Origin of the sequence: Pseudoalteromonas sp. Isolate3 (assembly GCF_022398505.1) — a bacterium.
GTDB lineage: Bacteria > Pseudomonadota > Gammaproteobacteria > Enterobacterales > Alteromonadaceae > Pseudoalteromonas > Pseudoalteromonas apostichopi.
The window spans coordinates 1-21,834 of sequence record NZ_JAKEVN010000028.1 but is presented as its reverse complement, the minus strand read 5'-3'; the positions used below and the strand labels follow the sequence as shown (position 1 = coordinate 21,834).

Below are 21,834 nucleotides of genomic sequence, written 5' to 3'. Positions count from 1 at the left end.
TATTTAACGTCGGTTACTGCTGATCAAGCGAATGTACAATGGCACACATGCAATACTTAAAATGATTGCAAGGATCAGCATCCAAGATAGCTCAAACCCTTCTGTTTGCTGTTGATCATACATAAAGCCTTCAAAAGCCTGATCAAACTCATCCTGATCTAAGCCATATAAATCTGCAATCAAGCGCCACTTTGCCATCGACATATTACCTAGATTAATTCCTGGAGGTTGGATGTAGCTTTTTAAAACATGCGCTTCATAGGCCAGCTCTTGTACGCTTTTCTGGGTAGCATAGTGCTGCTTGGTTACATCGATGCTTTCTTCTAAGTGTAATAAGGCATAACGCCAACCTTTTAAGCTGGCACGATAAAAGCGCTCAACAACCTCTGGCTTTTTCGCTAAAAATTGCTCAGAGGTATATAAAATATCGCCATACACATTCAAACCAAACTTTTGCGGGCAAATGAGTCGGTGACCTACTCCTTGCAATGTCATCGTGTAAGGCTCATTAGTGACATAAACTTGTACCGCATCTATATCACCGGCAAGCCACTCTTTAACGCCTCCTTCATGGCTAGCTGCCATCAAGCTTTCTAGGCTCAATCCTGCACGCTGTAACATCACCAGTAACTCAGCATTTTCTATTGAACCGATTTTACTTAGCTTTTTACCAGCAAAGTCTCTAGGCTGAAAAATATCTGAGTTATTTTTTACCATCCAGCAATAAGGCGAAAACTGCAATATTGCCCCAAGGGCAACAACCGGTGCGCCTTGCTGGCGCTTTTGTAATATGCCTGAGTGAGTAATAGCAAAGTCAGCTTTGCCGCTTAACACTTTAGGAAAGGTATCTGGGTGGTTTGGATCGGCAGGTATAATAGAGACATCAAGGCCCGCTTCCTTATAAAAGCCTTTTTCTGCAGCCATATAATAGCCTGCAAATTGATACTGGTGAGTCCATTTTAATTGTAAGCTAACTTTATCAGCGCACAGTGCGCTCATAGAGAGCATTAAACAGATTAACCCTAGTAGGCTTTTTATACCTTGCACGCATCATCCTTGCTCGAGAACCGTGCATTAACTATAGGAAAAATAGAGGAAAAATCAAGACTGCTAGTGAACAGTCTTGATTATATTAAGCTACTGATTTGCCGCTTTAACTTCACTAAGTTCTTGACCTTGGCTAGTTAAGAACTGGGTGAAACATGGGTTGTTCGTTTCATCTTGAACGTTGTATCCCAAACGGTTCAAATGCTCATTGAATACCTCATAATCACTCGGTTCAATAGCAAAGGCCGCCAGCACATTACCAATCGATCCACCATGGTTGCGGTAATGGAATAAAGTAATATTCCAGTTACTACCAAGGGTATCTAAGAATCGTGCCAGTGCGCCTGGGTATTCAGGAAACTCAAAGCGTAATAAACGCTCATGAAGTTGAGCTGGCGCTTTACCACCAACCATATAACGAATATGCAATTTAGCCAGCTCGTTATCTGATAGGTCACAAAACGTATAGCCGTTTTCTGTCAGTGTCGCTTTTAGCTCATCAAGCTCTTGTTGGCCTTGTCTTAAAGCAATACCTACAAAGATTTGTGCTTCGCCAGGGCCTGCATAGCGATAATTAAATTCGGTGATAGCTCTGCCACCTAACGAGTTACAAAACTGCTTAAAGCTGCCCTTCTCTTCTTTGATAGTCACGGCAAGCAATGCTTCGTTCTTTTCGCCAAGAGCTGTTCGTTCAGCAACATAACGTAAGCGGTCGAAGTTTAAATTTGCACCCGATAAAATCGCGGCTACATTTAAACCTTTCACTCCATTTTGTTGACACCATTTTTTCAAGCCAGCTGTTGATAATGCCCCTGAAGGTTCAGCTATAGCGCGAGTCGAAACAAAGATATCTTGCATTGCTGCGCAGATTTCATCGCCCGTTACAGTCACCACTTCATCACAAAACTTTTGTGCTAAACGAAACGTTTCTGTGCCGATGACTTTTACTGCTACACCATCTGCAAAGCTACCAACACGGTCAAGCTCAACCGGCTTACCTGCTTCAAGGGCTGCTTTTAAGCAGGCACTCTCATCGGCTTCAACACCGATGACTTTAATATCAGGACGTAACGACTTAATGTACACTGCCATGCCTGCAAGTAAACCACCTCCGCCTACAGGAATAAAGACTGCATCAAGATCATTGAGTTGCTGCATTAATTCACGAGCAACGGTACCTTGACCAACAATCACATCTGCATCATCAAACGGTGGTACAAACACCCCATTGCGCTGCTCTGTGAGCTCTAGAGCATGAGCCTTTGCAGCATCAAAATGATGGCCGTGTAATACCACTTCACCACCTAAAGAACGCACTGCATTCACTTTAATTTCTGGTGTTGTAACAGGCATAACAATAGTTGCTTTATGCCCTAAAAATGAAGCACTTAGAGCTACGCCTTGCGCATGATTACCAGCCGATGCTGTAATCACATCAGAACCTTTTGGCAATTTGCTCAATTTATGAAATGCACCGCGTAGTTTAAATGAATAAACAGGTTGTTGGTCTTCACGCTTTAACCACACATGATTGCCTAGCCGAGCACTAAGATCAGCCATTTCGCTAACCTCAGTGACTTTTGCAAGCGGCTCCATGTTCGCTTGAATGATAGCGCGAAAATAATCGAGCTCTTGAGAAACCATAATTAACTAAGCTCCTCAAGTTTAGCTAAATCACGCACAGCTCCTTTGTCTGCACTGGTGGCTAGTAAGGCATAGGCTTTAAGTGCAGATGAAACATAACGGTCACGATCTAGAGGTTTGTAAGCATCTTTCCCGCGTGCAAGTTGCTTTTGCTTACGAGCTTCAAGCTCTTCATCAGAAAGAGCTAATGTGATTTCGCGAGTTGCGATATCAATTACTATCTTATCGCCATTTTCAACATAGGCAATTGCACCACCGCTTGCCGCTTCTGGGGAAACGTGACCAATTGATAAACCCGATGTACCACCTGAGAAACGACCATCAGTGATCAGCGCACACTTTTCACCTAAGCCAACTGATTTTAAATAACTGGTTGGGTACAGCATTTCTTGCATGCCTGGGCCGCCTTTTGGCCCTTCGTAACGAATCACAACAACATCACCCGCTTTTACTTCACCGTTAAGAATGCCTTCAACCGAGTCATCCTGTGATTCGTAAACGACTGCTGGGCCTTCAAAATGCAGCATTTCTTCAACCACACCAGCACTTTTAACAATACAACCATCAAGGGCTAAGTTACCCGATAGCACCGCTAAGCCACCATCTTGACGAAACGCATTTTCAACGCTGCGGATACAACCATTTTCACGGTCATTATCCAGTTCAGGCCAGCGGCATTCTTGGCTCATTGCTTTTGTTGTGCGGATACCAGCAGGGCCTGCTTTATAAAATTTTTGCGCTACTTCATTACTTGGATCAGTCGCATCCCATTTAGTTACCATTTCAGCCATTGTATGACCCGCCACATGATCAACAGATAAATCGACAAGGCCTGCTTTACCTAACTCACGGATAATAGCCATCATGCCACCAGCGCGATGTACATCTTCAATATGGTATTTGTTTGTCGCTGGTGCCACTTTACATAAGAATGGTGTTTTGCGAGAAAGCTCATCGATATGCGACATATCAAAATCAACACCCGCTTCTTGCGCTGCTGCTAGTAAGTGTAAAACCGTATTTGATGATCCACCCATAGCAATATCAACCACCATTGCATTCATGAAAGCGGTACGATTGGCAATAGCGCGTGGTAACACTGCTGCATTATCTTTTTGATAATACTCACGACATAAGTCAACAATGCGTGCACCTGCTTCAACATACAGTTGTTTACGGTCTTTGTGGGTCGCAAGTGTAGTACCGTTACCCGGTAGTGCCAGACCAATCGCTTCTAATAAACAGTTCATTGAGTTAGCAGTAAACATACCCGAACATGAACCACAGGTAGGGCATGCCGAGCGCTCAACTTTTTCAGAGTCTTCATCGCTTACTGAAGTATCAGCACCCTTAACCATGGCATCAACTAAATCAAGTTTGATGTCGATATCAGCAAGGCGTGTTTTACCCGCCTCCATTGGACCACCTGATACAAAAATGACAGGAATGTTTAAACGAAGTGCTGCCAGCATCATTCCAGGAGTGATCTTGTCACAGTTAGAAATACAGATCATGGCATCAGCGCAGTGGGCATTTACCATGTACTCTACTGAGTCAGCAATTAAATCACGCGATGGGAGTGAATACAGCATTCCGCCGTGGCCCATCGCGATACCATCATCGATTGCAATAGTATTAAATTCTTTTGGTACACCACCCGCTTCGGTAATGGTTTCGGCCATCAGCTCACTGAGCTGGTTAAGGTGAACATGACCCGGTACAAACTGAGTGTACGAGTTTACAACAGCGATAATAGGCTTACCGAAATCTTTATCTGTCATTCCTGTTGCACGCCATAAAGCACGCGCTCCTGCACGTTTTCGACCCTCTGTTGTTGTTGCACTTCTTAATTTAGCCATAATTACCTCAGTTTTTGCAGTGGCGTGCCACTGACTTCCTCATTCCTAATTTATTACTCACTAAAGCATCAGTTTGATTGCTCTAGTTACCTGTTGATTTATTACTAGATTGCTTGTTGTTGAAATTGGTTTTCAACATTGACGTGTTTTACATCGACCAATTTACTCAACTGTGATGTTAGTAGATAAATCGGCTTATCGCTGTCTACTGTCATGGTGACGTGAAACGCTTCATCAGCCATTTCTAAATTCATTGTTGTTAGGTCAAAGCCGCGATGACGCGCAACGCGTAAAAAGCGCTCTACAGCGACACTTTGATTCTTTAGTGCAATCGTTAGGGTGTGTTTCATTTTACTGTCTCCGTCATCATTTCATCGTTGGCTGCACCAGGCGGTACAAGCGGCCATACATTTTCTTTATCATCGATACAGGCATGGAGAATGTATGGACCTTTACTAGTTACTAACGCATCAACCGCAGCATCAACTTCATCTGCTTTAGTGATAGTTTGACCTGGAATACCAAACACTGCTGCTAACTGCACAAAATCAGGATTATCTGAAAGGTTTGTTTCAGAATAACGACCTTCAAAAAATAGCTGCTGCCATTGACGTACCATGCCTAAACGTTGGTTATCTAAGATTAAAATTTTAACTGGCAGATTGTTACGACGAATCGTTGCCAGTTCTTGAATGTTCATCATGATTGAACCATCACCCGACACTGTGATCACAAAATCATTTGGGCGAGCAACTTGTGCACCGATGGCTGCTGGTAGACCAAAGCCCATGGTACCCGCTCCACCACTACTTAAATGATTGCTTGGGTGACTAAATTTCATGTGCTGCGCAACCCACATTTGATGCTGACCCACATCACAACACACCACACCAGTTGATGGCATTTTTTGGCTTAGCTGGTTCAATAAATAAGGTGCGAATACTTTTTCACCCGGGTAGTCATAGCGCCATGCATGCTCTTTCATCATGCTTGCAATGTGCGTTAGCCACTCATCTGGAGTTACAAAACACTCTAGTTGCGGTAATGAAGTTTTTAAGTCTGCCACTAATGACGCTTTTACAGGCTTACGTTTACCAATCTCTGCGGCATCAATATCAAGGTGAATAACCTTTGCTTTTGCCGCAAACTTGCTTAAGTTTCCAGTTACACGGTCGTCAAAGCGGGCACCAATACAGACCAAAACATCACACTCTTGCACCGCTAAGTTAGCCGCTTTACCACCATGCATACCTAGCATTCCTAGGTCATATTCATAATCAGGTAATACACTACCTAACGCTTTTAACGTTGATACTGCAGGCATATGTGTTTTTTCTAAAAACTGCATTAGTTCATCTTGTGCACTGGCAGCTTGTACACCACCACCGATATACGCTACAGGGCGCTGCGCTTCACTTAAGATTTGATTGGCAATAGCAACTTGGTTTGAGTCTAATTTTGGTAAGTGATCTTCGGCAGCTAACCAAGGATGAAATGGTACTTGCGCCATTTGGATGTCTTTCGGAATATCCACTAACACAGGGCCAGGACGGCCGCTTTGCGCTAAGTGGATGGCTTCTTGTAATATTTCGGCTAAATCTTCAGCTCTTTCAACCATGTAACTATGCTTGGTGCAAGATAACGACATGCCTAACACATCCACTTCCTGAAAGGCGTCGGAGCCTATCGCTGCGGTTGGTACTTGACCTGTGATAGCAAGTAATGGCACTGAATCCATCATCGCATCGGCAAGGGCTGTGATTAAGTTGGTCGCCCCAGGGCCGGAAGTTGCAAAACACACGCCTAACTTACCTGTGCTTCGCGCAAAACCCACAGCGGCAAAGCCAGCCCCTTGTTCATGACGGGTCAAATAATGTTTGACTGGCGCACCGTACAAAGCGTCGTAAATAGGCATAATGGCACCACCCGGGTAACCAAAAACATCCTTAACGCCATGTTTAGCTAATAAATCGATTGTTAACTCTGCGCCTGTCATCGTAAATCCTCATTCCTCAGTGACATTGTGTATTTGCTGCGACTCAAACCTTAAAACGAAAAAGCCCCCCGAACTGTTAAGTGCGGGGGGCTTTTAAATGCTTTACTTTTCTCTAAGCACTAACTAGCCCCCGCGGTGATAATAATCACCACGACGTTAATTAGAATTAGAGAAAGTTTGTTTGTAAGCATTTATCTGTAACCAAAATTTGTTCATTTGTAGCGGATATCTAGCCATCCCGCTGCCTTTTTCTATTAGTACCGCGCTAGGGCCTGTAAGTCAACATAAAAATCAATTCAAAAAACAGTCTAAAAAGCAAAATTAAAGAAATAAATATCTAACAAATGAAAATATCGAGATTTATATTTCACTATTTTTTATATATCGAAATTTCATACCTCGTTATTCACTATTCTATGATTGATTAATTTTTATCAAAAACATGCAATTTTCTTTGCTTTAAGCTGATTTATTTTAACGCCTCTGAAAAATTAGTTTAGTATTGAAAATAACCACGTTATGAAAAGGAAAGTTATGAAGTTCGTCCAGCGTATAAATGCCCTGTTTTTTATGCTGCTACTGCTTGGTTTCAGCCAACATGTACTCGCAGAGCCGGGATTATGGAAAGTAGAGAAAAACGGAGTTACTTCTTATTTATTTGGTACTGTCCATGTTGGTGATAAAAGCATGAAAGGATTACCAAGCAAGGTAACTAAAGCACTCGATAACTCAGATAAAGTCATCGTTGAAGTCGATATCAGCGTGATTTCCCCCATGGAAATGCAGCGCCGGTCATTGCCATTTATGATGCTGAAAAATGGTAAAACCTTACAGTCAGAGTTATCGCCAGAAAACTACACTAAATTACAAAAATACTTTGCTGATAAATCAATTGATATTGCGATGTTTAAAAACCTAGCACCGTGGGCGGTAATGGTCACCATGATGCAAATGGAGTTCCAAAGTGTTGGTTTTTCAGATCAGTACGGCATCGACAAGCAAGTACTTGCTTATGCTAAACAGCATGACATATCAGTTGGTGAGCTAGAAACCCTAGAACACCAAATGGAAATGTTTGAACACTTAGCAATTATGAATGACAAAATGATCGAAGAAACATTCGACCAACTTGCTGATGTAGATACCTACTTTTTTGGTCTTATTAAGGCTTGGAAATCTGGCGATATGAAAACACTTACGCAGTTTTACAACGAAAGTTTTGATGACTCTCAATATGGTCAGCTAAGTGAGCAAGTTATGTTGATAGACCGTAACAACAATTGGGTTAATCAACTATCTGCTCGCATCGGTAAAGAAAAGCTGTTTATTGCTGTCGGGGCTTTACACCTACCTGAGCAACACGGATTGTTAAAACAACTAACAGATAAAGGTTTTACCATTACCCGTATCTAAGTTAAGTAATCCGAATATAAAAAGCGCTTTATGGCGCTTTTTTTGTGAAATCAGACATCTCTAAATAGTTTTCGATACCTGCAATTTTATCACTCGCGTGGTGATTAACATAAACCACGGTACTGGTACCTGCAGCGCAGATCTTTTCTATCAGTAATAAAACTCGCTGCCTATTTGCTTCATCGAGACCTAAGCAAGGTTCATCAAGAATCAATAAATTAGGGTGCTTAACCATAGCTCGTGCAATTAACAGCAAGCGTTGATCACCAAAAGACAACTGACTAAATGAGCTGCTTTGTTTATCACTTAAACCTAATAAAGCCAACCACTTTTTAGCAATGGTTAGCTGTTTATCAGTGGCTTTTTGATAAAGACCAATGCTGTCATAAAAGCCCGAAACTACCGTATTGAGCGCCGAGATACTGACCCGATAATCCATATGCAGCGCGTTAGAAATATAACCAATGTGCTGTTTAATTTGCCAAATACTCTCACCACTTCCGCGCTGATAGCCAAACACCTTAATATCATTGTTATAACACTGTGGGTTATCACCAGTGATAAGGTTCAGCAAACAGGTTTTACCTGAACCATTTTTGCCTGTTAACTGCCAATGCTCGCCTTGGTTTATTTGCCAGTTTAGTTTTTCAAAAACGACCTCACCGCCATAGCCCACTGCTGCGTTATTGAGTCTTACCAGCATAGAGTCATCGAGCGGAGGCGCTTGATGGTCAATATCAGCCTCAGGTATCTGTAACTGAGTATGAGTGAGATGTAATAACTTTAGTAAGTCATCGCGCTGCTCAGGGGAGGGGTTTGCTAATTGCTGAATCACATGGCCCTCTTTAACATAGGCGTAGTGATCAACAAAATCTGGTATTTCCGTTAACCGATTGAGCACAAAAATGAGGGTCGTTGTTTTACTAAACTTAGCTAGTAACTGATTGAGCTCAGTCATGGCCGTGACATCTAAACCATCAAAAGGCTCATCAAGTACAAGTAAATCTGGTCGACCTATTAATGCTCGAATCAGCATAAGTTTGCGGGTTTCACCGGTTGATAAATCGCGAAATGCTTTGCTAACTTTGTCACTAAAATCAAATAGGCTAATTAACTGCTGAAGCAACTCGCTATCAAGCTGATGTTCGTCCCGACCAGCAATTATAAGCTCATAAACCGTACTAAAAGTAGTTACGCCATCAATAATATCATCTAGATCTTTTGTAAGCTCAGTTGCGAGGAGTTGCTTTTGACTGTCAGGGGAAGCTAACGCAATTCGCTCAAAGCGATTCTCATAGTGGCCTTGCTCTATTTTCGCAAAACCTGCAATGGCAGCAGCCACGGCCGATTTTCCCGCGCCATTAGCGCCTAGTAAAACCCATTGCTGCAATGGCGATACATTGATATTGAGATCATCTAAATAATAAACGTCATTACCCTGCCCCTTTAGGCTGGCTTTAACATTAACCAACTGTACTTGTTGCACTTTGAATCCTCATTCTAAGTTACCGTTAGGTTGACGTTACCGCATTCGATAAAAAAATAAAATTCGTTTAAACCTTTTTTGAACACAGCTGCGACTAAGGTATAAAAGGTCATCAACAGGAAACAGACTATGAAAAAATTACTTTGTGTAGCAGCAATAGGCCTAGCACTGACAACGTCATACGCTATGGCAAAAGATTCACGCGAACTAAGTCACAACTTCGCAATTAATGGCGCAAGCCAGCTTGATATTGATTTTCCGGTAGGCAGCTTAGAAGTCGAAAGCTATGACGGCAGCGAAGTCGTAGTTACGGTACGCATTGAACCAAAGAATGACAATAGCTGGTTCAGCTCTGATGTTGATTTATCAGATATTGAATTAAGCCATTCGCAAAGTGCTAGCTCACTTAACTTAAAATTAGATAACGATGACATTCAACAAGACTGGCATGTAAAAATGCCTAAATCGATGGCAATTGATGTCGAACTAGGTGTTGGCGATATCGAAATTAACGATGCGAGTAATTCGGTTGATATTGAACTAGGTGTGGGCGCGGTAAGAATTGATAGTGCGCTTGATGACTACAAACACATAGAGCTTGATACCGGTGTGGGCGACACCAAAATTCGCGGCTTAAAAAATGACGGTAATACCAGCCGAAAAGTTGTTAGCTCGCACTCAAGCTATCGTGGCAACGGCCAATACGATATTGAAGTAGAAGTGGGTGTTGGCGACATCAAGGTAACACACTAATTTAATACTTAGGTTATCCCTGTGAGCTCTCAGTAAATAAAATGCTGAGAGCTTTTTGCACCGAATCTAGGGTGATAGGTTTGTATACGTGCAGGTTTGCCCCAAGCTCATACACTCGTTGCAAATCATCATTTGATGTATTGGCAGTTACCACCAAAATAGGCACCTGCTGGCCCTGCTCATTGCGAATAATATCAATTGCTTTAAAGCCATCCATAACCGGCATATTCAAATCCATAAAGATTAAATCATAGTGCTTATCTGACGTTTTATCTGTGGCGATTAAACCATTTTCAGCCACATCAAAACTGTAATTTAAATGACTTACTATACGTCCTAAAATAGTGGCATTAAGTGGGTTATCTTCGACGATTAAGCAATGTAAAGATTGCGGAAGTGACTCAGGCATTGCAGGTGTGGTTGCACACTCTAGCTCTAAATTCACCACCACTTTCGCACCTTGTGGCTCGGCATTAATAAATTGGATCTCTCCCTTTAATGCTTTGACAATGTGCATAACCCGTAGCACCCCAGTTTTTAACCCTTGGAAATGTTGTTCAAAGTCATTTTCGTAACTAAGTAAGTCTGTCGACGGTTTTTCAAAGCCTTTACCGTTATCTTGTATTTCCATTACAAAGTGCCGCTCACCCTGACACGCTGCTGTTACGGCAATACGGCCTTGGCTTGGAGTAAATTTAACGGCATTATTAATAATTTCAGCAACGATTTGAGTCAGCCTAGCATGGTCAGTGATTACCTCTTTATTGAGTGACTCAGCTAAATTCACGCTCAAGGTAATACCTTTATCATTACAGGCATATCCAAACGGTGAGATAGCTTGCTTTAATGTTGATAACAAATTGCTGCTAGTAAAGCTTAACTGCCATTCTCCCGAGGTAAGCTGATGTAAGTCATTTAACTCATCTAGCATTGCCACCAACCTGTTAACGCAATAAAGCGCCTGCTGTTTAGTTAGCTGCTGACTGTCGCTAATATCAAGGGCTTCGATTGATGCAGTTAATCCTTGCAATGGTGTTCTAAACTCGTGACTGGTGCGGGCAATAAAACGCTCTTTATTTTTATTTACACGCTCAGCAAACTCTTTTTGCTCCTTGTACTTAGCAATGTTGTTAGTGATCAGTTTCTCCATAGGTTTAAAAATGAAAAATAGCTCAGCGACTAATAACGCTATGGTTGTGAGCCAAAACAACAACTCTAAAACCGCCAAAAATGTCACTTTTTGAACTGATTTTTGCTCAAGTAATTTAACCGCTTGGTCCAGTTTAGTTAGCAGCGCCTCAAGCTGGTTGCTAACAAATGTTGGGCGATCCACATAGCCAAAACCATCGGTATTGTTGAGTAATAGCTGCGCTTTACTAACATAACGCTTCACGTGCTCATCTAATGCAGTAGGCGGCGAGAAGTAATGAGCCTCAAGCGCCTCATTCAAATGAATATAGTGACCTTGCTCATCTTGCTGAATTAAAAATTGATGTCCTGCAATGAACTGCTCAACGGATTGTTGCAATAGCCTTCGGTGTTGCTGTTGAAAATGTTCGGATTCAAGATTGGTAAGTGCATTGCCATACAAGGCTATTTTTTGTGACAGCATGCGTTGCTTACCGGCAATATTAATGACTTTGGCATCACCCTTTTGGATATACAAAAGGCTCTGTATCAAGATAGCTGATACAGAGATCAATATAGCAATCGCCAATAATCCCCAGCGATATCGTTTTCTAATATCTATGATTAGCTGCAACGTGCTTTACTCATTATTTTTTTAAAATAATTGTAGTTCATAGAATACAAGAAAGCCCACTTGAAGTGGGCTTTAAAGATGACACTCAACAGAAATTTATCTATTTTCCAATCGATTATAATCAAACAAACCAAACTCGACGCCACGATATTCTTTTGCTACACGGTGTAAAATATCACTATATTGCCAAAACTGCGGATGCGTACGGCGAATTGCAAACTCGCTTTTCAGATCTCTGTAGGCTGCTTCATCTGTTGCTTTTGCAAGCCCAGCTGCAAATGCAGCAATCTGCTGTTCGTTGTGTAGATACCAAATTGCTTCTGGGTAATCACCTATAAATCCAGGCACAATCGTCACAGTATCTTCATCATAAGCACGCTGCCCCTCTTCGTTCAGTAAGCTTGAAATATTGTAATGAGCATTATGGTGGATCAGGGTGTATGCCTTATGTTTATCATCGCTACCTTTGACTAACACAAATGAAATTTGCGGCAGCAAGTTAACGGCTTTAACCGGAAGATCGTTAATTTTAGCTAATGGTTCAGGCACTTTGGTATAGTCATAGCGAGGACTCAAAATGGGCTTCAGTTTGTCTTTAAGCATATTGAACAACTCAGATTGAGGGTCCTTGGTTTTGTATTCAATGCCTGTAGGTTGACTAAATGACAATTCATCTTCAAAGAAGCTCGTTAAGCTAGGTGGTGATTTACGATACCACTGGGCTTTAATTTCTTTACGCTTAGCTTCTGGTAACAAGGCAAGGTAGTTTGCTTCACCCTCTAAACGTAAAAAGTCCATATACAAGCGAGTTAACAATTGATGACCAATGTTGCCATACACATCAAAGCCCGCCACCAGCAGGTAGTGAATACGTTCAAATAATGCGTAGTCAAGTATCCAAGCGGTCTTTGGTTGCTGGCCAATCCAGCCCTTAACAACCGTTGCGCTATCAAAATGACGAAACACCGTAAGTGCTGCATTTTGGTTATGACCATCACCTTGCCAAAGTAAATCTGTTGTTAGGTGCTGACCGTTCTCAAACATTTTATTTGCCAGTGCAACTTTAGCAGACAAATATTTGTTTTGGCGTTTTGAATACTTCACCCAACTAGAAATCGGCAAGGCATTACTTTCTTCTTCAGCTGGTAATGCTAAGGCATCTTCATGTTGTAACAACAATTCACCCACTTTTGGTGTCGCCGCCATTTCAGGTTTCGCAAAGCCAACCCAGAACTGATCGTTAATCACGTTTAACGCAATTTGACCACGACAAACAGGCCCTTTAATAAAGCCCATAATAATCAGCTCAGCTTCATCAAGCATAAATTGATAGCGTGAGTTTACTGGGATTGCAGCAAACGCTTTAAATGGGTTTGATGCGACTTCTGGTTTATAGCTTGGTAGTTTATTTACTTGGTAATCAGCCTCAATAAATTGCGAGTTTATGCGCGCTAGCTTTTCGTCATTTAATGCTAAAGGTAAATGTGTTTTCGCTAAGATAGTCGAACGGTCATGCATCAATCGGTAGTAAACTCGCTCAACCTTAGGATCTTCATAAGGGCGACGTGTACTAATATATTTAATCTCTTCACCCGGCGGAGTCGAAGAACGTACTAGCTTAAAATAACTGTGTTTATCGCCATGCTCAGGGAAGTAAATATGTGCTAAATACCAGTGCTCATAGATATAGCGAGCCGCTAGTTGATGCTTTAAACCATCTTGGTTTAAGAAAGCTTCCCAGCGTTCGACTTGTTTTAGCACTCCTTCTTCAGGAGGCTCAATATGAGCAAGGTAACCGCCCTTTTTAAGCCATTTAGCAAGGTGCTGAAATTTTTCGCTTGAGATACCAGGCAAACCATAAGGCATACCACTGTGAGGATTATCCTTAGCAAATGAGTCAAACTCGTTCATCGTGGTACATGTTTGTTCACGATCGAGTGAAAAATCAAACTCATCGCCTAAAATAGCTTGCTTAGGCAGTGGGCTGCTTTGCTTAAGCACTAAAGCATTGTAAAGCACACTTCCAGCAAGATTAGCTTCTTCTGTTTGTGCACGCTCATTTAGTACTGGGGTAAAACCTTTTTCACGCCACTGAGCGGTACTTGTCGCATCAAATAGTAAGCGGCTTGGCTCTTGCGCTAATAAACGAGTACCATCATAGACAAGCTCTTTACTTAAACCTCGGTCAATTCCTTCAACTGAAGATAATTTAAGCTGACAAGGTGCGTCATAACAGCCGTGACAAACAACACAACGAGTATCGAGAACAGGTTTTACATCGTTTAAAAACTCTGCCCCCTCTAAAGTTGATGCGCCAACAACACGCTCTCTTGGCTGCTCTTCACCAAATAGTTCATCGTAATGAGCTGCACCTAAATAAGCACAGCCACTTAATAAAATGAGGCCAAATACGGTCGTGAGGAGTTTTCTCATCCTTCCTCCTCGATATCTTCAACGTCATCACCTAAATCAAAGGTCGGCATCATATCAACTTGCGGCGACACAAAGGTTTGGTCATTGTCGCAGCTAAGCATAGCGCTTAATAGTGGCCCACGAACTAAAGTAAGTTGCGCATCGTGCTCGCCATCATTCAATGCTTGATAGTCGTCATTTAACACTTCAAGACGGTATTCATTAATAGCAATTGCGACACTGCTATCAACAGCTGGGTTTTGGCAAAGCTGTGCGAGTAACTCTTCGCTTAGCGTTACATGCAATAGTAAATCTGGAGACTCGATGTCACGGCTATGAAGATTTTCATCGAAATAAAAAAGAGGAAGGGTTAAATCGCTATTTTGCTCTAATTCCATGTGCTGTTCTCTACATCAAAATGACTTTTAATTGTACGAGTATAGCAAACTATAAGTTCAATAATTAGCGAAACTTATCAGCCGTTAGCAGCTTTTTAGCTGCTAACTAGCCGAGTTATAAAAACCTAGAAAAAAGAATTACCAAGGTAGCGTTTCGCCGTTTGAATGCCAAAACCCACCTGTGTTGCTAAGACTTAATTCATCAATCCGTTTGATGAGCCGCTCTGCAGCAGTTTCAGGGCTGATATCTCCTGCAAAATTAACCATTTGCGTTTGTACAAAGCCCGGATGGAATAACCCTACGGCAATTTTTTTATCTTTTAACTCATGGGCTAAACTAACACTAGCTGCATTAAGCGCGGCTTTTGACATACGATAACCGATGTAACCGCCCGAGCCATTATCAGCAATTGAACCCATGCGCGATGTGATCATCGCCACTTTTGCATCAATACCTAAGTTTTGCTGTAACGCATGAGTAATACGAATAGGCGCGATACTGTTCACACTTATTTGCTTTTCGATGGCAGCAAAGTCCATGTCAGCTAAAGTTTCGTTATGAAAAATACCGGCGTTATTAATCAAAATATCAATTTTGTCGCCGTGTAAGTAATTGGCAAGTGTTGCAACATCATCGGCGTTAGATACATCAATGTCGCTAATAACTTTCACATCGAGTGCTTGGAGCTCTTCGCTTGGCGTGCGAACCACTGCAGTAACACGGTAACCTTGGGCTGAATACTGTTTACAAAAATTAAGGCCAATACCTTTATTGGCCCCTGTAACCACCACATGCTTAGTCATCAATCTGCTCCTTAGTTGGGTTTTCTTTATCCAAACCACCTCAAGGTGCGAGTTTCAACATCTTGAGGTGGCTTGGGTATATATATACCTTGGGACAGATTAACAAAAACCAAGATGTTAAGTTAATTCATCAATGGTTGATTTAAGAATTGAAAATACAGCCCCTTGTGGATCGGTAATAACACTAAAGCGCCCAACATCTGGGATGTCTGTCGCTGGCACACAAATAACCCCATTAAGCTGCGTTGCTTTGGCAACCGCCTGATCGCAATCTGCTACGGCAAAATACGGCATCCAATGGGGTGGAATGTCATCTGGCCATTCATTGGTCATTTCAAGCATGCCTGCTATCGGTTGCTCATCAATGGTGAATAAGATGTAGTCCATGCCCTCCATGGGTTTCACCTCAAACTGCCATCCAAATAACTGACAATAAAAGTCGCGACTTTTTTGCATGTCTTTCGACACAAGTTCAAACCAGTAAGGCAGGTTAAGCTCTTGCACTCGTTTAGCCCCGATATGCTCACCAGCTTGCCACAAGGCAAATGTTGCACCGCCTGGCTCTTGTAGCATCACCATGCGACCTGCTTTCATTACATCATGCGGCCCTGCCAAAACAGTTGCACCTAATGATTTTGCCTGCTCTGTGCTTTGATCAACATCATCAACAGCAATGTACAATAACCAATGGGTTGGCATCTCGCTCATACTTGCTGGCAGTTGATACATAGCGGCAATATCATCACCTTGCTTTTGCAGCATGGTGTAAAACATATCTTCGCCTATTGGTTGGTCGTCAAAATCCCAATCAAATAATTGCGTATAAAATTGCTTCGCAGCTAGCCAGTCTTTCGCGCATAACTCTGCCCAGCAGAAAGTACCTGCGGGGTGTTTTGTATTTATTTTTGTCATGGCTGTTCCTCCTTGGTTAAACTTAAGCAACAATCGCAAAATTTACCAATCAAACCAGACAATAGTTGCAACACTTCGTTGAAGCACATAATTTTATCTTAGCTGAAAAGGGCAATGAGTAGCGCTAGCAACGCTGAGTTGCAGATACAAAAATGCCGCTAAAAAAGCGGCATTGCGATATTTAATTAGTGATGATGCCCATGCTCACCTTTTAGCTGATTACCTTGCGCATCATAAAATCCGCTTGCACCATGCTCAACAAACCCTAAGTTGATCATTTTAGCTAAAAACGGGTCGCTTTCATTATCACCGATATCTGCGTAATCGGTCGTTTGATAGTTATCCCATTTCGCAAATTCTACCTGCACTTTTTGCTGATTGTGATGGCTGGCTGTTAAAACAATTTCACGGCTATAGCTGGGTGTTGAAATACGAATTGCTTTGAGTAACTTTTGATTGGCAAGCCAGCTTAACTCTATTTTGCTATCACCCTGCTGTTGTGTGTAATAATCCGTTAGCTCACAGCCTTCTCCTGCGCTTTTTTGGTGCGTCATAGAGGCTAGGAATTTATCGCTTACTAGCTGATATTTGCTACTCCAATCTTGTTCACCTTGCACTTCCGATGGTTGATATTCAATACCACGCTGCGCATGCTGAAAATAACGAATTGGGCGAATTTGTTGATTGCGCAACTGCTGCCATAGCTCAATAAACTGTGGATTCTGCTTAGCCACCTGATGAGGCGTACGCCAAAGGGTAAAGGTGTTTTCAGTATGCTGCTTATTAGCAACTATATCTGTTGTGACTTTATAGTCTGCTTGCGTAAAACCGGTGTTCATATCGCATTGCCCTGCAACAGCAAGTGGGCTAAGTAATGAGGCAAGTAAGATGGCTGCTTTCACGGGATTCTCTTTTTATCTTGGTTTACTTTATAACTAATTGAGTAAGGGAGGCTTAGAGCCTCCCAAGCACTCATTATTGTGCTAATTTAGCATCGGCTTGTTTAACAAGGTCAGCGGCATAATCCATAACATGGAAAATAAGGCTTTGCTCATTAGTACCTGTTACTAAATGTGCACCTGGGCCTACTGCATACACACCAACATCTTCTGCTGCGTGTGTTTCTGAGCCTAGTGGTACAACAGCTTCTTGATGGAAGCCTGGTGTTGTTGTGTCAACATCAGTTAAATCAACACGCCCTGTTACTGGCGCAAAGTTATAACCTGCATCAGCATCAGTCTCATCGCCTAAATCTCGGAAGCCGCCACCATTAGTATAACCAACCGTTGTGTATGGCATATTGTCTGCAGCCAGTGATGGCTCATCACTACCCACTGGTACTACTTTACCTAAAATTGGGTTACCACGTTTTGGATAGCCTGCAATGGTAAATACGTGGCTATGGTCAGCAGTTACGATGATTAGCGTATCTTCAATGCTAGTCTTATCAAGGGCAACTTGTACAGCTTTTGACAACTCAACAGTGTCGCTCAATGCGTTATAGGCATTACCTGCGTGGTGGGCATGATCAATACGTCCCGCTTCAACTGTTAACATAAAGCCATTTGCATTGTTATCTAAAATATCAATTGCCTTTGCGGTCATTTCTGAAAGTGACGGCTCGCCCGCAACATCGTTAGCACGATCTGCTTCGTATTGCATATGTGATTCATTGAATAAACCAAATAGGCGCTCTGTTGTATCTGCATCGATTGCATCAAAACCAGCTTGGTCCATCACATATTGACCTGCAGGGTATTTAGCTTTCCATTCAGCTGTTAGGTCACGACCATCTGTACGGTCACCTTCTACAGAGCTCACAGCATCAGCAGAATTAAAAGCTGCGTCTTTCGGTAAGAAATGACGACGACCGCCACCCATGACAACTTCTAAACCATCAACATCTAGGCCTTCGTAGCGTGCTTCTAGGTTTGCTTCAAAGTTAACTAATTGCGATGCAATATCTTCACAGCCAGCGGTAACTGCCGCTTCTGGCATGTCTGATACGTCTTCCCAGTTACGGTCAGCCGATTTTGCATACGTTGCTGCAGGTGTTGCGTGAGTGATACGCGCTGTAGAAACAATACCTGTCGACTTACCTGCAATCTCAGCAAGTTCAGTAGCTGTCACTAGTTCATTACCTGCAACCGTTGCACAGTTACCGCGCTCGATGTCTTCATCAACACCGATAACGCCAGCATCCGTTTTTACGCCCGATGCCATTGCTGTCATCGTACCCGCTGAATCAGGTGTTTGCGCATCTACGTTATAAGTTTTAGCAAAACCTGAGAATGGTAGTGTTTCAAAGCTAAGCTGATGCTCTTCACCTAGCTTACCTTCTAGCTGACCCGCCATGATACGTGCAGCAGTGACCGTTGAAATACCCATGCCGTCACCCACGAATAGGATCACGTTTTTCGCTTTACCTGACTCTTTTACAACTGCAGCAATGTTTTCTTCGCTGTTAGCGACTTTAACTTGTGCTGACTTAAACCACTCATTATCAGTCAACGGCGCTAATTGCGATGCTGTTAACGACGTTGCCGGTGCATTACATACAACGCTTGTATCCGTTACTTCTGCTGAGTCTAGCTGACCATTATCATTGCTATCTGCACCTGTTAGGGTTTCTGTACCACCGTTTACGCACTGCTCAGAACCAACAGCTAATGTATTTTCAACGGTTAATGTTTTTGGTGAGTTGTCATTGTCATCAGAACAACCCGCTAATGCCACTACTACAGCAAGAGAAATTAAATTTAGTTTTTTCATCGTCGTCGCCATTATTCTTCAATTAGTTCTAGAGCTTGGTTAATGATGTGGAAAATTACGTTTTGCTCCACAACGCCTTGTGCTAGTTGCGCACCTGGACCTTTTGCATGAAGTGAAATATCTTCACCCGCATGAGTTTCAGAACCTAATGGCACAGTGGCTTCTTGGTGATAACCAGGTGTCGTTGTATCAACCCCCGTTAAATCAACACGACCAGCCAATGCTGCTTCGTTATAAGATACATCTGCATCTGTCTCATCGCCTAAATCACGGAAACCTAAACCATTTGCATAACCCACTGTAGTGTAAGGCATACCATCAGCAGCAAGGCTTGGCTCTTCGCTACCTATTGCAACTACTTGGCCTAAGATAGGGTTACCGCGCTTTGGATAACCTGCGATAGTAAATACATGACTGTGGTCAGCGGTAACAAGGATAAGAGTTTCTTCTGGATTGGTGTTTTCTACAGCTGTTTGCACAGCTTTGGCAAATTCAACAGTATCGTTTAGCGCGTTGTAAGCATTACCCGCATGGTGAGCATGATCAATACGACCAGATTCAACGGTTAAGAAAAAGCCTTTTTCATTGCTCTTTAAGATATCAATCGCTTTACCCGTCATTTCAGATAATGACGGCTCACCCGCTACATCGTTAGCGCGGTCAGCTTCATATTGCATGTGTGACTCATTGAACAATGCGAATACACGTTTTGTATCGGCATTAAGCGTATCAAAGCCTGCTTGGTCCATCACGTACTTGCCATCAGGGTACATTTCTTGCCATTCCGCCGTTAGGTCACGCTCATCCGTACGGTCACCTTCCACTTCACTGACTGCATCAGCTGAGTTGAATGCTGCGTCTTTCGGTAAAAAGTGACGACGACCACCGCCCATCACCACCTCAAGACCATCAACGTCGGTTCCTACGAAGCGTGCTTCAAGGTTCTTCTCGAAATTAACGAGTTGCGATGCAATGTCTTCACAACCCGCTTCTACAGCATCAGCTGGCATGTCTGATACATCTTCCCAGTTACGATCGGCTGATTTTGCATACGTTGCTGCAGGTGTTGCGTGTGTAATGCGCGCTGTTGAAATAACGCCTGTTGCTAGACCTTTGATTTCCGCAAGCTCTGTAGCAGTAATTAATTCGTTACCCGCAACTGTTGCACACTTGCCACGCTCGATGTTTTCGTTTACACCAATTACACCAACATCAGTTTTAACGCCTGAAATAATTGCTGTCATTGTGCCTGCTGAGTCAGGTGTTTGCGCATCAACGTTATACGTTTTGATTTGCGCAGAGTAAGGAAACTCCTCAAAGCTTAATAAGCCTTCTTCGCCCGACTTACCTTCCATTTGACCCGCCATGATACGCGATGCAGTAAGCGTTGAAATACCCATACCATCACCAACAAATAGAATGACATTTTTAGCTTTAAACGTTTGCTCAACCTGGGCCGCCGCTTCTTTTTCTGTTAATTTTATTTCAGCAGCACTATACCAATCATTTTGTTTTTGACTGTCTGGTAACACACCTGCATTGGCCGTGGCTGACAATGCCAACGTTAAACCAATTGCAGTAGCAATTTTATTAATTTTCATCGTTACGTTCCGTTAGTACATTATTTTAAGAATTTGAGTGCTAACTAAGCTGCACTTGGATAATTAGCGCAGTAATACTAAGAACGCATTGTTACTAAAAAAGTGACTTTTCATGACGAAATGGTGAAACAGCACAAGCAATGCAAGAAGGTAAGTATTTAGTTTTAGGGGAAATAATAGGGCTAGTTGCTAGGTGTGAGTTAGCGAGGTTCTAGGTCAGCCTAATCTTGGGAGTGATTTATGGTGATTCGGGTTTATCAGAGAACAGGTTTACATGGATTGTGTTGGGCTTCGCTCCACTCAAACCAACCTGCCCTAAGAATGAACAGGGCAAATGCCGAGTGAGACACCACACTAAACAACCCTCTCAATCTAATCTGACGTCTGAAAGCTGACAGCTGATAGCTGATAGCTTTTCTACAGATATTAAAAAAGGCCGCCTAGGCGACCTTTTTATAAGCTGTGAAGCTCTATCTGTTGATATTACTCAACGATAGTTGCAACAACACCAGCACCAACTGTACGACCACCTTCACGGATAGCGAAGCGTAAACCTTCGTCCATCGCGATTGGGCAGATTAGTTCTACAGTCATCTTGATGTTATCACCAGGCATTACCATTTCAACGCCGTCTGGTAACTGTACGTCACCTGTTACGTCAGTTGTACGGAAGTAGAACTGTGGACGGTAACCTTTGAAGAATGGAGTGTGACGACCACCTTCATCTTTAGAAAGTACGTATACTTCTGAAGTGAACTTCGTGTGTGGAGTGATTGAACCAGGCTTAGCTAGTACTTGACCACGTTCAACGTCTTCACGCTTAGTACCACGTAGAAGTGCACCGATGTTCTCACCCGCACGACCTTCGTCTAGAAGCTTACGGAACATCTCAACACCTGTACAAGTTGTCTTCGTAGTTTCTTTGATACCTACGATTTCAACTTCGTCATTCACGTTGATGATACCAGCTTCAAC

The 21,834-nt window shown here is 42.5% G+C and carries 17 protein-coding genes; 2 read left to right on the top strand and 15 right to left on the bottom strand.

Annotated elements, in window-relative coordinates; translation table 11 throughout:
• Positions 1 to 3: 3 nt before the first annotated feature.
• The 5 genes from L1D46_RS08080 to ilvG form a co-directional block, all read right to left on the bottom strand.
• Complete coding sequence (locus L1D46_RS08080) at positions 4 to 1,008, bottom strand: ABC transporter substrate-binding protein (protein ID WP_178927451.1); 1,005 nt, start codon at positions 1,006 to 1,008, stop codon at positions 4 to 6.
• A 129-nt stretch (positions 1,009 to 1,137) separates the two neighbouring features.
• Positions 1,138 to 2,691: a threonine ammonia-lyase, biosynthetic gene (gene ilvA / locus L1D46_RS08075; RefSeq protein ID WP_130049883.1), complete on the bottom strand. Its 1,554-nt coding sequence runs from the start codon at positions 2,689 to 2,691 to the stop codon at positions 1,138 to 1,140.
• A gap of 2 nt (positions 2,692 to 2,693) precedes the next feature.
• A complete protein-coding gene (gene ilvD / locus L1D46_RS08070) occupies positions 2,694 to 4,550 on the bottom strand; it encodes a dihydroxy-acid dehydratase (protein WP_130049884.1) in 1,857 nt (618 codons plus the stop codon).
• A 104-nt stretch (positions 4,551 to 4,654) separates the two neighbouring features.
• Positions 4,655 to 4,900 (bottom strand): acetolactate synthase 2 small subunit, encoded by a 246-nt coding sequence (ilvM, locus tag L1D46_RS08065; protein ID WP_167658994.1) that lies wholly within the window; start codon positions 4,898 to 4,900, stop codon positions 4,655 to 4,657.
• Positions 4,897 to 6,546, bottom strand: coding sequence for an acetolactate synthase 2 catalytic subunit (ilvG, locus tag L1D46_RS08060; RefSeq protein ID WP_130049885.1), 1,650 nt, complete (start codon positions 6,544 to 6,546; stop codon positions 4,897 to 4,899). The genes ilvM and ilvG overlap by 4 nt, the downstream gene beginning before the upstream one ends.
• 534 nt (positions 6,547 to 7,080) lie before the next feature.
• Between ilvG and L1D46_RS08055 the strand changes: the two genes are divergently transcribed.
• Positions 7,081 to 7,959: a TraB/GumN family protein gene (locus L1D46_RS08055; protein WP_130049886.1), complete on the top strand. Its 879-nt coding sequence runs from the start codon at positions 7,081 to 7,083 to the stop codon at positions 7,957 to 7,959.
• A gap of 28 nt (positions 7,960 to 7,987) precedes the next feature.
• Here the strand turns inward: L1D46_RS08055 and L1D46_RS08050 are convergent, their stop codons facing one another.
• The gene (locus tag L1D46_RS08050) at positions 7,988 to 9,445 is read right to left on the bottom strand and encodes an ATP-binding cassette domain-containing protein (protein WP_239977289.1); all 1,458 of its coding nucleotides are present in this window, start codon (positions 9,443 to 9,445) and stop codon (positions 7,988 to 7,990) included.
• A 129-nt stretch (positions 9,446 to 9,574) separates the two neighbouring features.
• Here L1D46_RS08050 and L1D46_RS08045 point away from each other — a divergent pair, with 129 nt between their 5' ends.
• Positions 9,575 to 10,198, top strand: coding sequence for a hypothetical protein (locus L1D46_RS08045; RefSeq protein WP_130049888.1), 624 nt, complete (start codon positions 9,575 to 9,577; stop codon positions 10,196 to 10,198).
• A gap of 13 nt (positions 10,199 to 10,211) precedes the next feature.
• On the opposite strand, the gene L1D46_RS08040 is transcribed toward L1D46_RS08045, so the two are convergent.
• The 9 genes from L1D46_RS08040 to L1D46_RS08000 form a co-directional block, all read right to left on the bottom strand.
• A complete protein-coding gene (locus tag L1D46_RS08040; RefSeq protein ID WP_239977288.1) occupies positions 10,212 to 11,960 on the bottom strand; it encodes a response regulator in 1,749 nt (582 codons plus the stop codon).
• Between the two features lie 96 nt (positions 11,961 to 12,056).
• Complete coding sequence (locus L1D46_RS08035) at positions 12,057 to 14,393, bottom strand: fatty acid cis/trans isomerase (protein ID WP_239977287.1); 2,337 nt, start codon at positions 14,391 to 14,393, stop codon at positions 12,057 to 12,059.
• Positions 14,390 to 14,770 carry a hypothetical protein gene (locus tag L1D46_RS08030; protein ID WP_130049891.1) on the bottom strand — a complete coding sequence of 127 codons (381 nt, stop codon included), beginning with the start codon at positions 14,768 to 14,770 and terminating at the stop codon, positions 14,390 to 14,392. The genes L1D46_RS08035 and L1D46_RS08030 overlap by 4 nt, the downstream gene beginning before the upstream one ends.
• Before the next feature lie 138 nt (positions 14,771 to 14,908).
• Positions 14,909 to 15,574 carry an SDR family oxidoreductase gene (locus L1D46_RS08025; protein WP_239977286.1) on the bottom strand — a complete coding sequence of 222 codons (666 nt, stop codon included), beginning with the start codon at positions 15,572 to 15,574 and terminating at the stop codon, positions 14,909 to 14,911.
• Positions 15,575 to 15,691: 117 nt separating this feature from the next.
• The gene (locus L1D46_RS08020) at positions 15,692 to 16,486 is read right to left on the bottom strand and encodes a VOC family protein (RefSeq protein WP_130049893.1); all 795 of its coding nucleotides are present in this window, start codon (positions 16,484 to 16,486) and stop codon (positions 15,692 to 15,694) included.
• A gap of 185 nt (positions 16,487 to 16,671) precedes the next feature.
• Positions 16,672 to 17,388 (bottom strand): hypothetical protein, encoded by a 717-nt coding sequence (locus tag L1D46_RS08015; protein WP_239977285.1) that lies wholly within the window; start codon positions 17,386 to 17,388, stop codon positions 16,672 to 16,674.
• A 73-nt stretch (positions 17,389 to 17,461) separates the two neighbouring features.
• Positions 17,462 to 19,258 (bottom strand): alkaline phosphatase, encoded by a 1,797-nt coding sequence (locus tag L1D46_RS08010; protein ID WP_239977284.1) that lies wholly within the window; start codon positions 19,256 to 19,258, stop codon positions 17,462 to 17,464.
• Between the two features lie 11 nt (positions 19,259 to 19,269).
• Entirely contained in the window at positions 19,270 to 20,859 is a 1,590-nt protein-coding gene (locus L1D46_RS08005) for an alkaline phosphatase (RefSeq protein WP_130049896.1), read from the bottom strand.
• Positions 20,860 to 21,342: 483 nt separating this feature from the next.
• Positions 21,343 to 21,834 (bottom strand): EF-Tu/IF-2/RF-3 family GTPase (locus L1D46_RS08000; protein WP_239977283.1); only part of this gene is annotated, 492 nt, incomplete at its 5' end.

What these genes read in the sequence shown, in the direction of transcription:
- L1D46_RS08010 (WP_239977284.1), bottom strand. Translation starts at nt 19,258, where the DNA reads ATGAAAAAACTAAATTTAATTTCTCTTGCTGTAGTAGTGGCATTAGCG.
- ilvA (WP_130049883.1), bottom strand. Translation starts at nt 2,691, where the DNA reads ATGGTTTCTCAAGAGCTCGATTATTTTCGCGCTATCATTCAAGCGAAC.
- L1D46_RS08005 (WP_130049896.1), bottom strand. Translation starts at nt 20,859, where the DNA reads ATGAAAATTAATAAAATTGCTACTGCAATTGGTTTAACGTTGGCATTG.
- L1D46_RS08020 (WP_130049893.1), bottom strand. Translation starts at nt 16,486, where the DNA reads ATGACAAAAATAAATACAAAACACCCCGCAGGTACTTTCTGCTGGGCA.
- ilvD (WP_130049884.1), bottom strand. Translation starts at nt 4,550, where the DNA reads ATGGCTAAATTAAGAAGTGCAACAACAACAGAGGGTCGAAAACGTGCA.
- L1D46_RS08045 (WP_130049888.1), top strand. Translation starts at nt 9,575, where the DNA reads ATGAAAAAATTACTTTGTGTAGCAGCAATAGGCCTAGCACTGACAACG.
- L1D46_RS08055 (WP_130049886.1), top strand. Translation starts at nt 7,081, where the DNA reads ATGAAGTTCGTCCAGCGTATAAATGCCCTGTTTTTTATGCTGCTACTG.
- ilvG (WP_130049885.1), bottom strand. Translation starts at nt 6,546, where the DNA reads ATGACAGGCGCAGAGTTAACAATCGATTTATTAGCTAAACATGGCGTT.
- L1D46_RS08080 (WP_178927451.1), bottom strand. Translation starts at nt 1,008, where the DNA reads ATGCTCTCTATGAGCGCACTGTGCGCTGATAAAGTTAGCTTACAATTA.
- L1D46_RS08030 (WP_130049891.1), bottom strand. Translation starts at nt 14,770, where the DNA reads ATGGAATTAGAGCAAAATAGCGATTTAACCCTTCCTCTTTTTTATTTC.
- ilvM (WP_167658994.1), bottom strand. Translation starts at nt 4,900, where the DNA reads ATGAAACACACCCTAACGATTGCACTAAAGAATCAAAGTGTCGCTGTA.
- L1D46_RS08035 (WP_239977287.1), bottom strand. Translation starts at nt 14,393, where the DNA reads ATGAGAAAACTCCTCACGACCGTATTTGGCCTCATTTTATTAAGTGGC.
- L1D46_RS08025 (WP_239977286.1), bottom strand. Translation starts at nt 15,574, where the DNA reads ATGACTAAGCATGTGGTGGTTACAGGGGCCAATAAAGGTATTGGCCTT.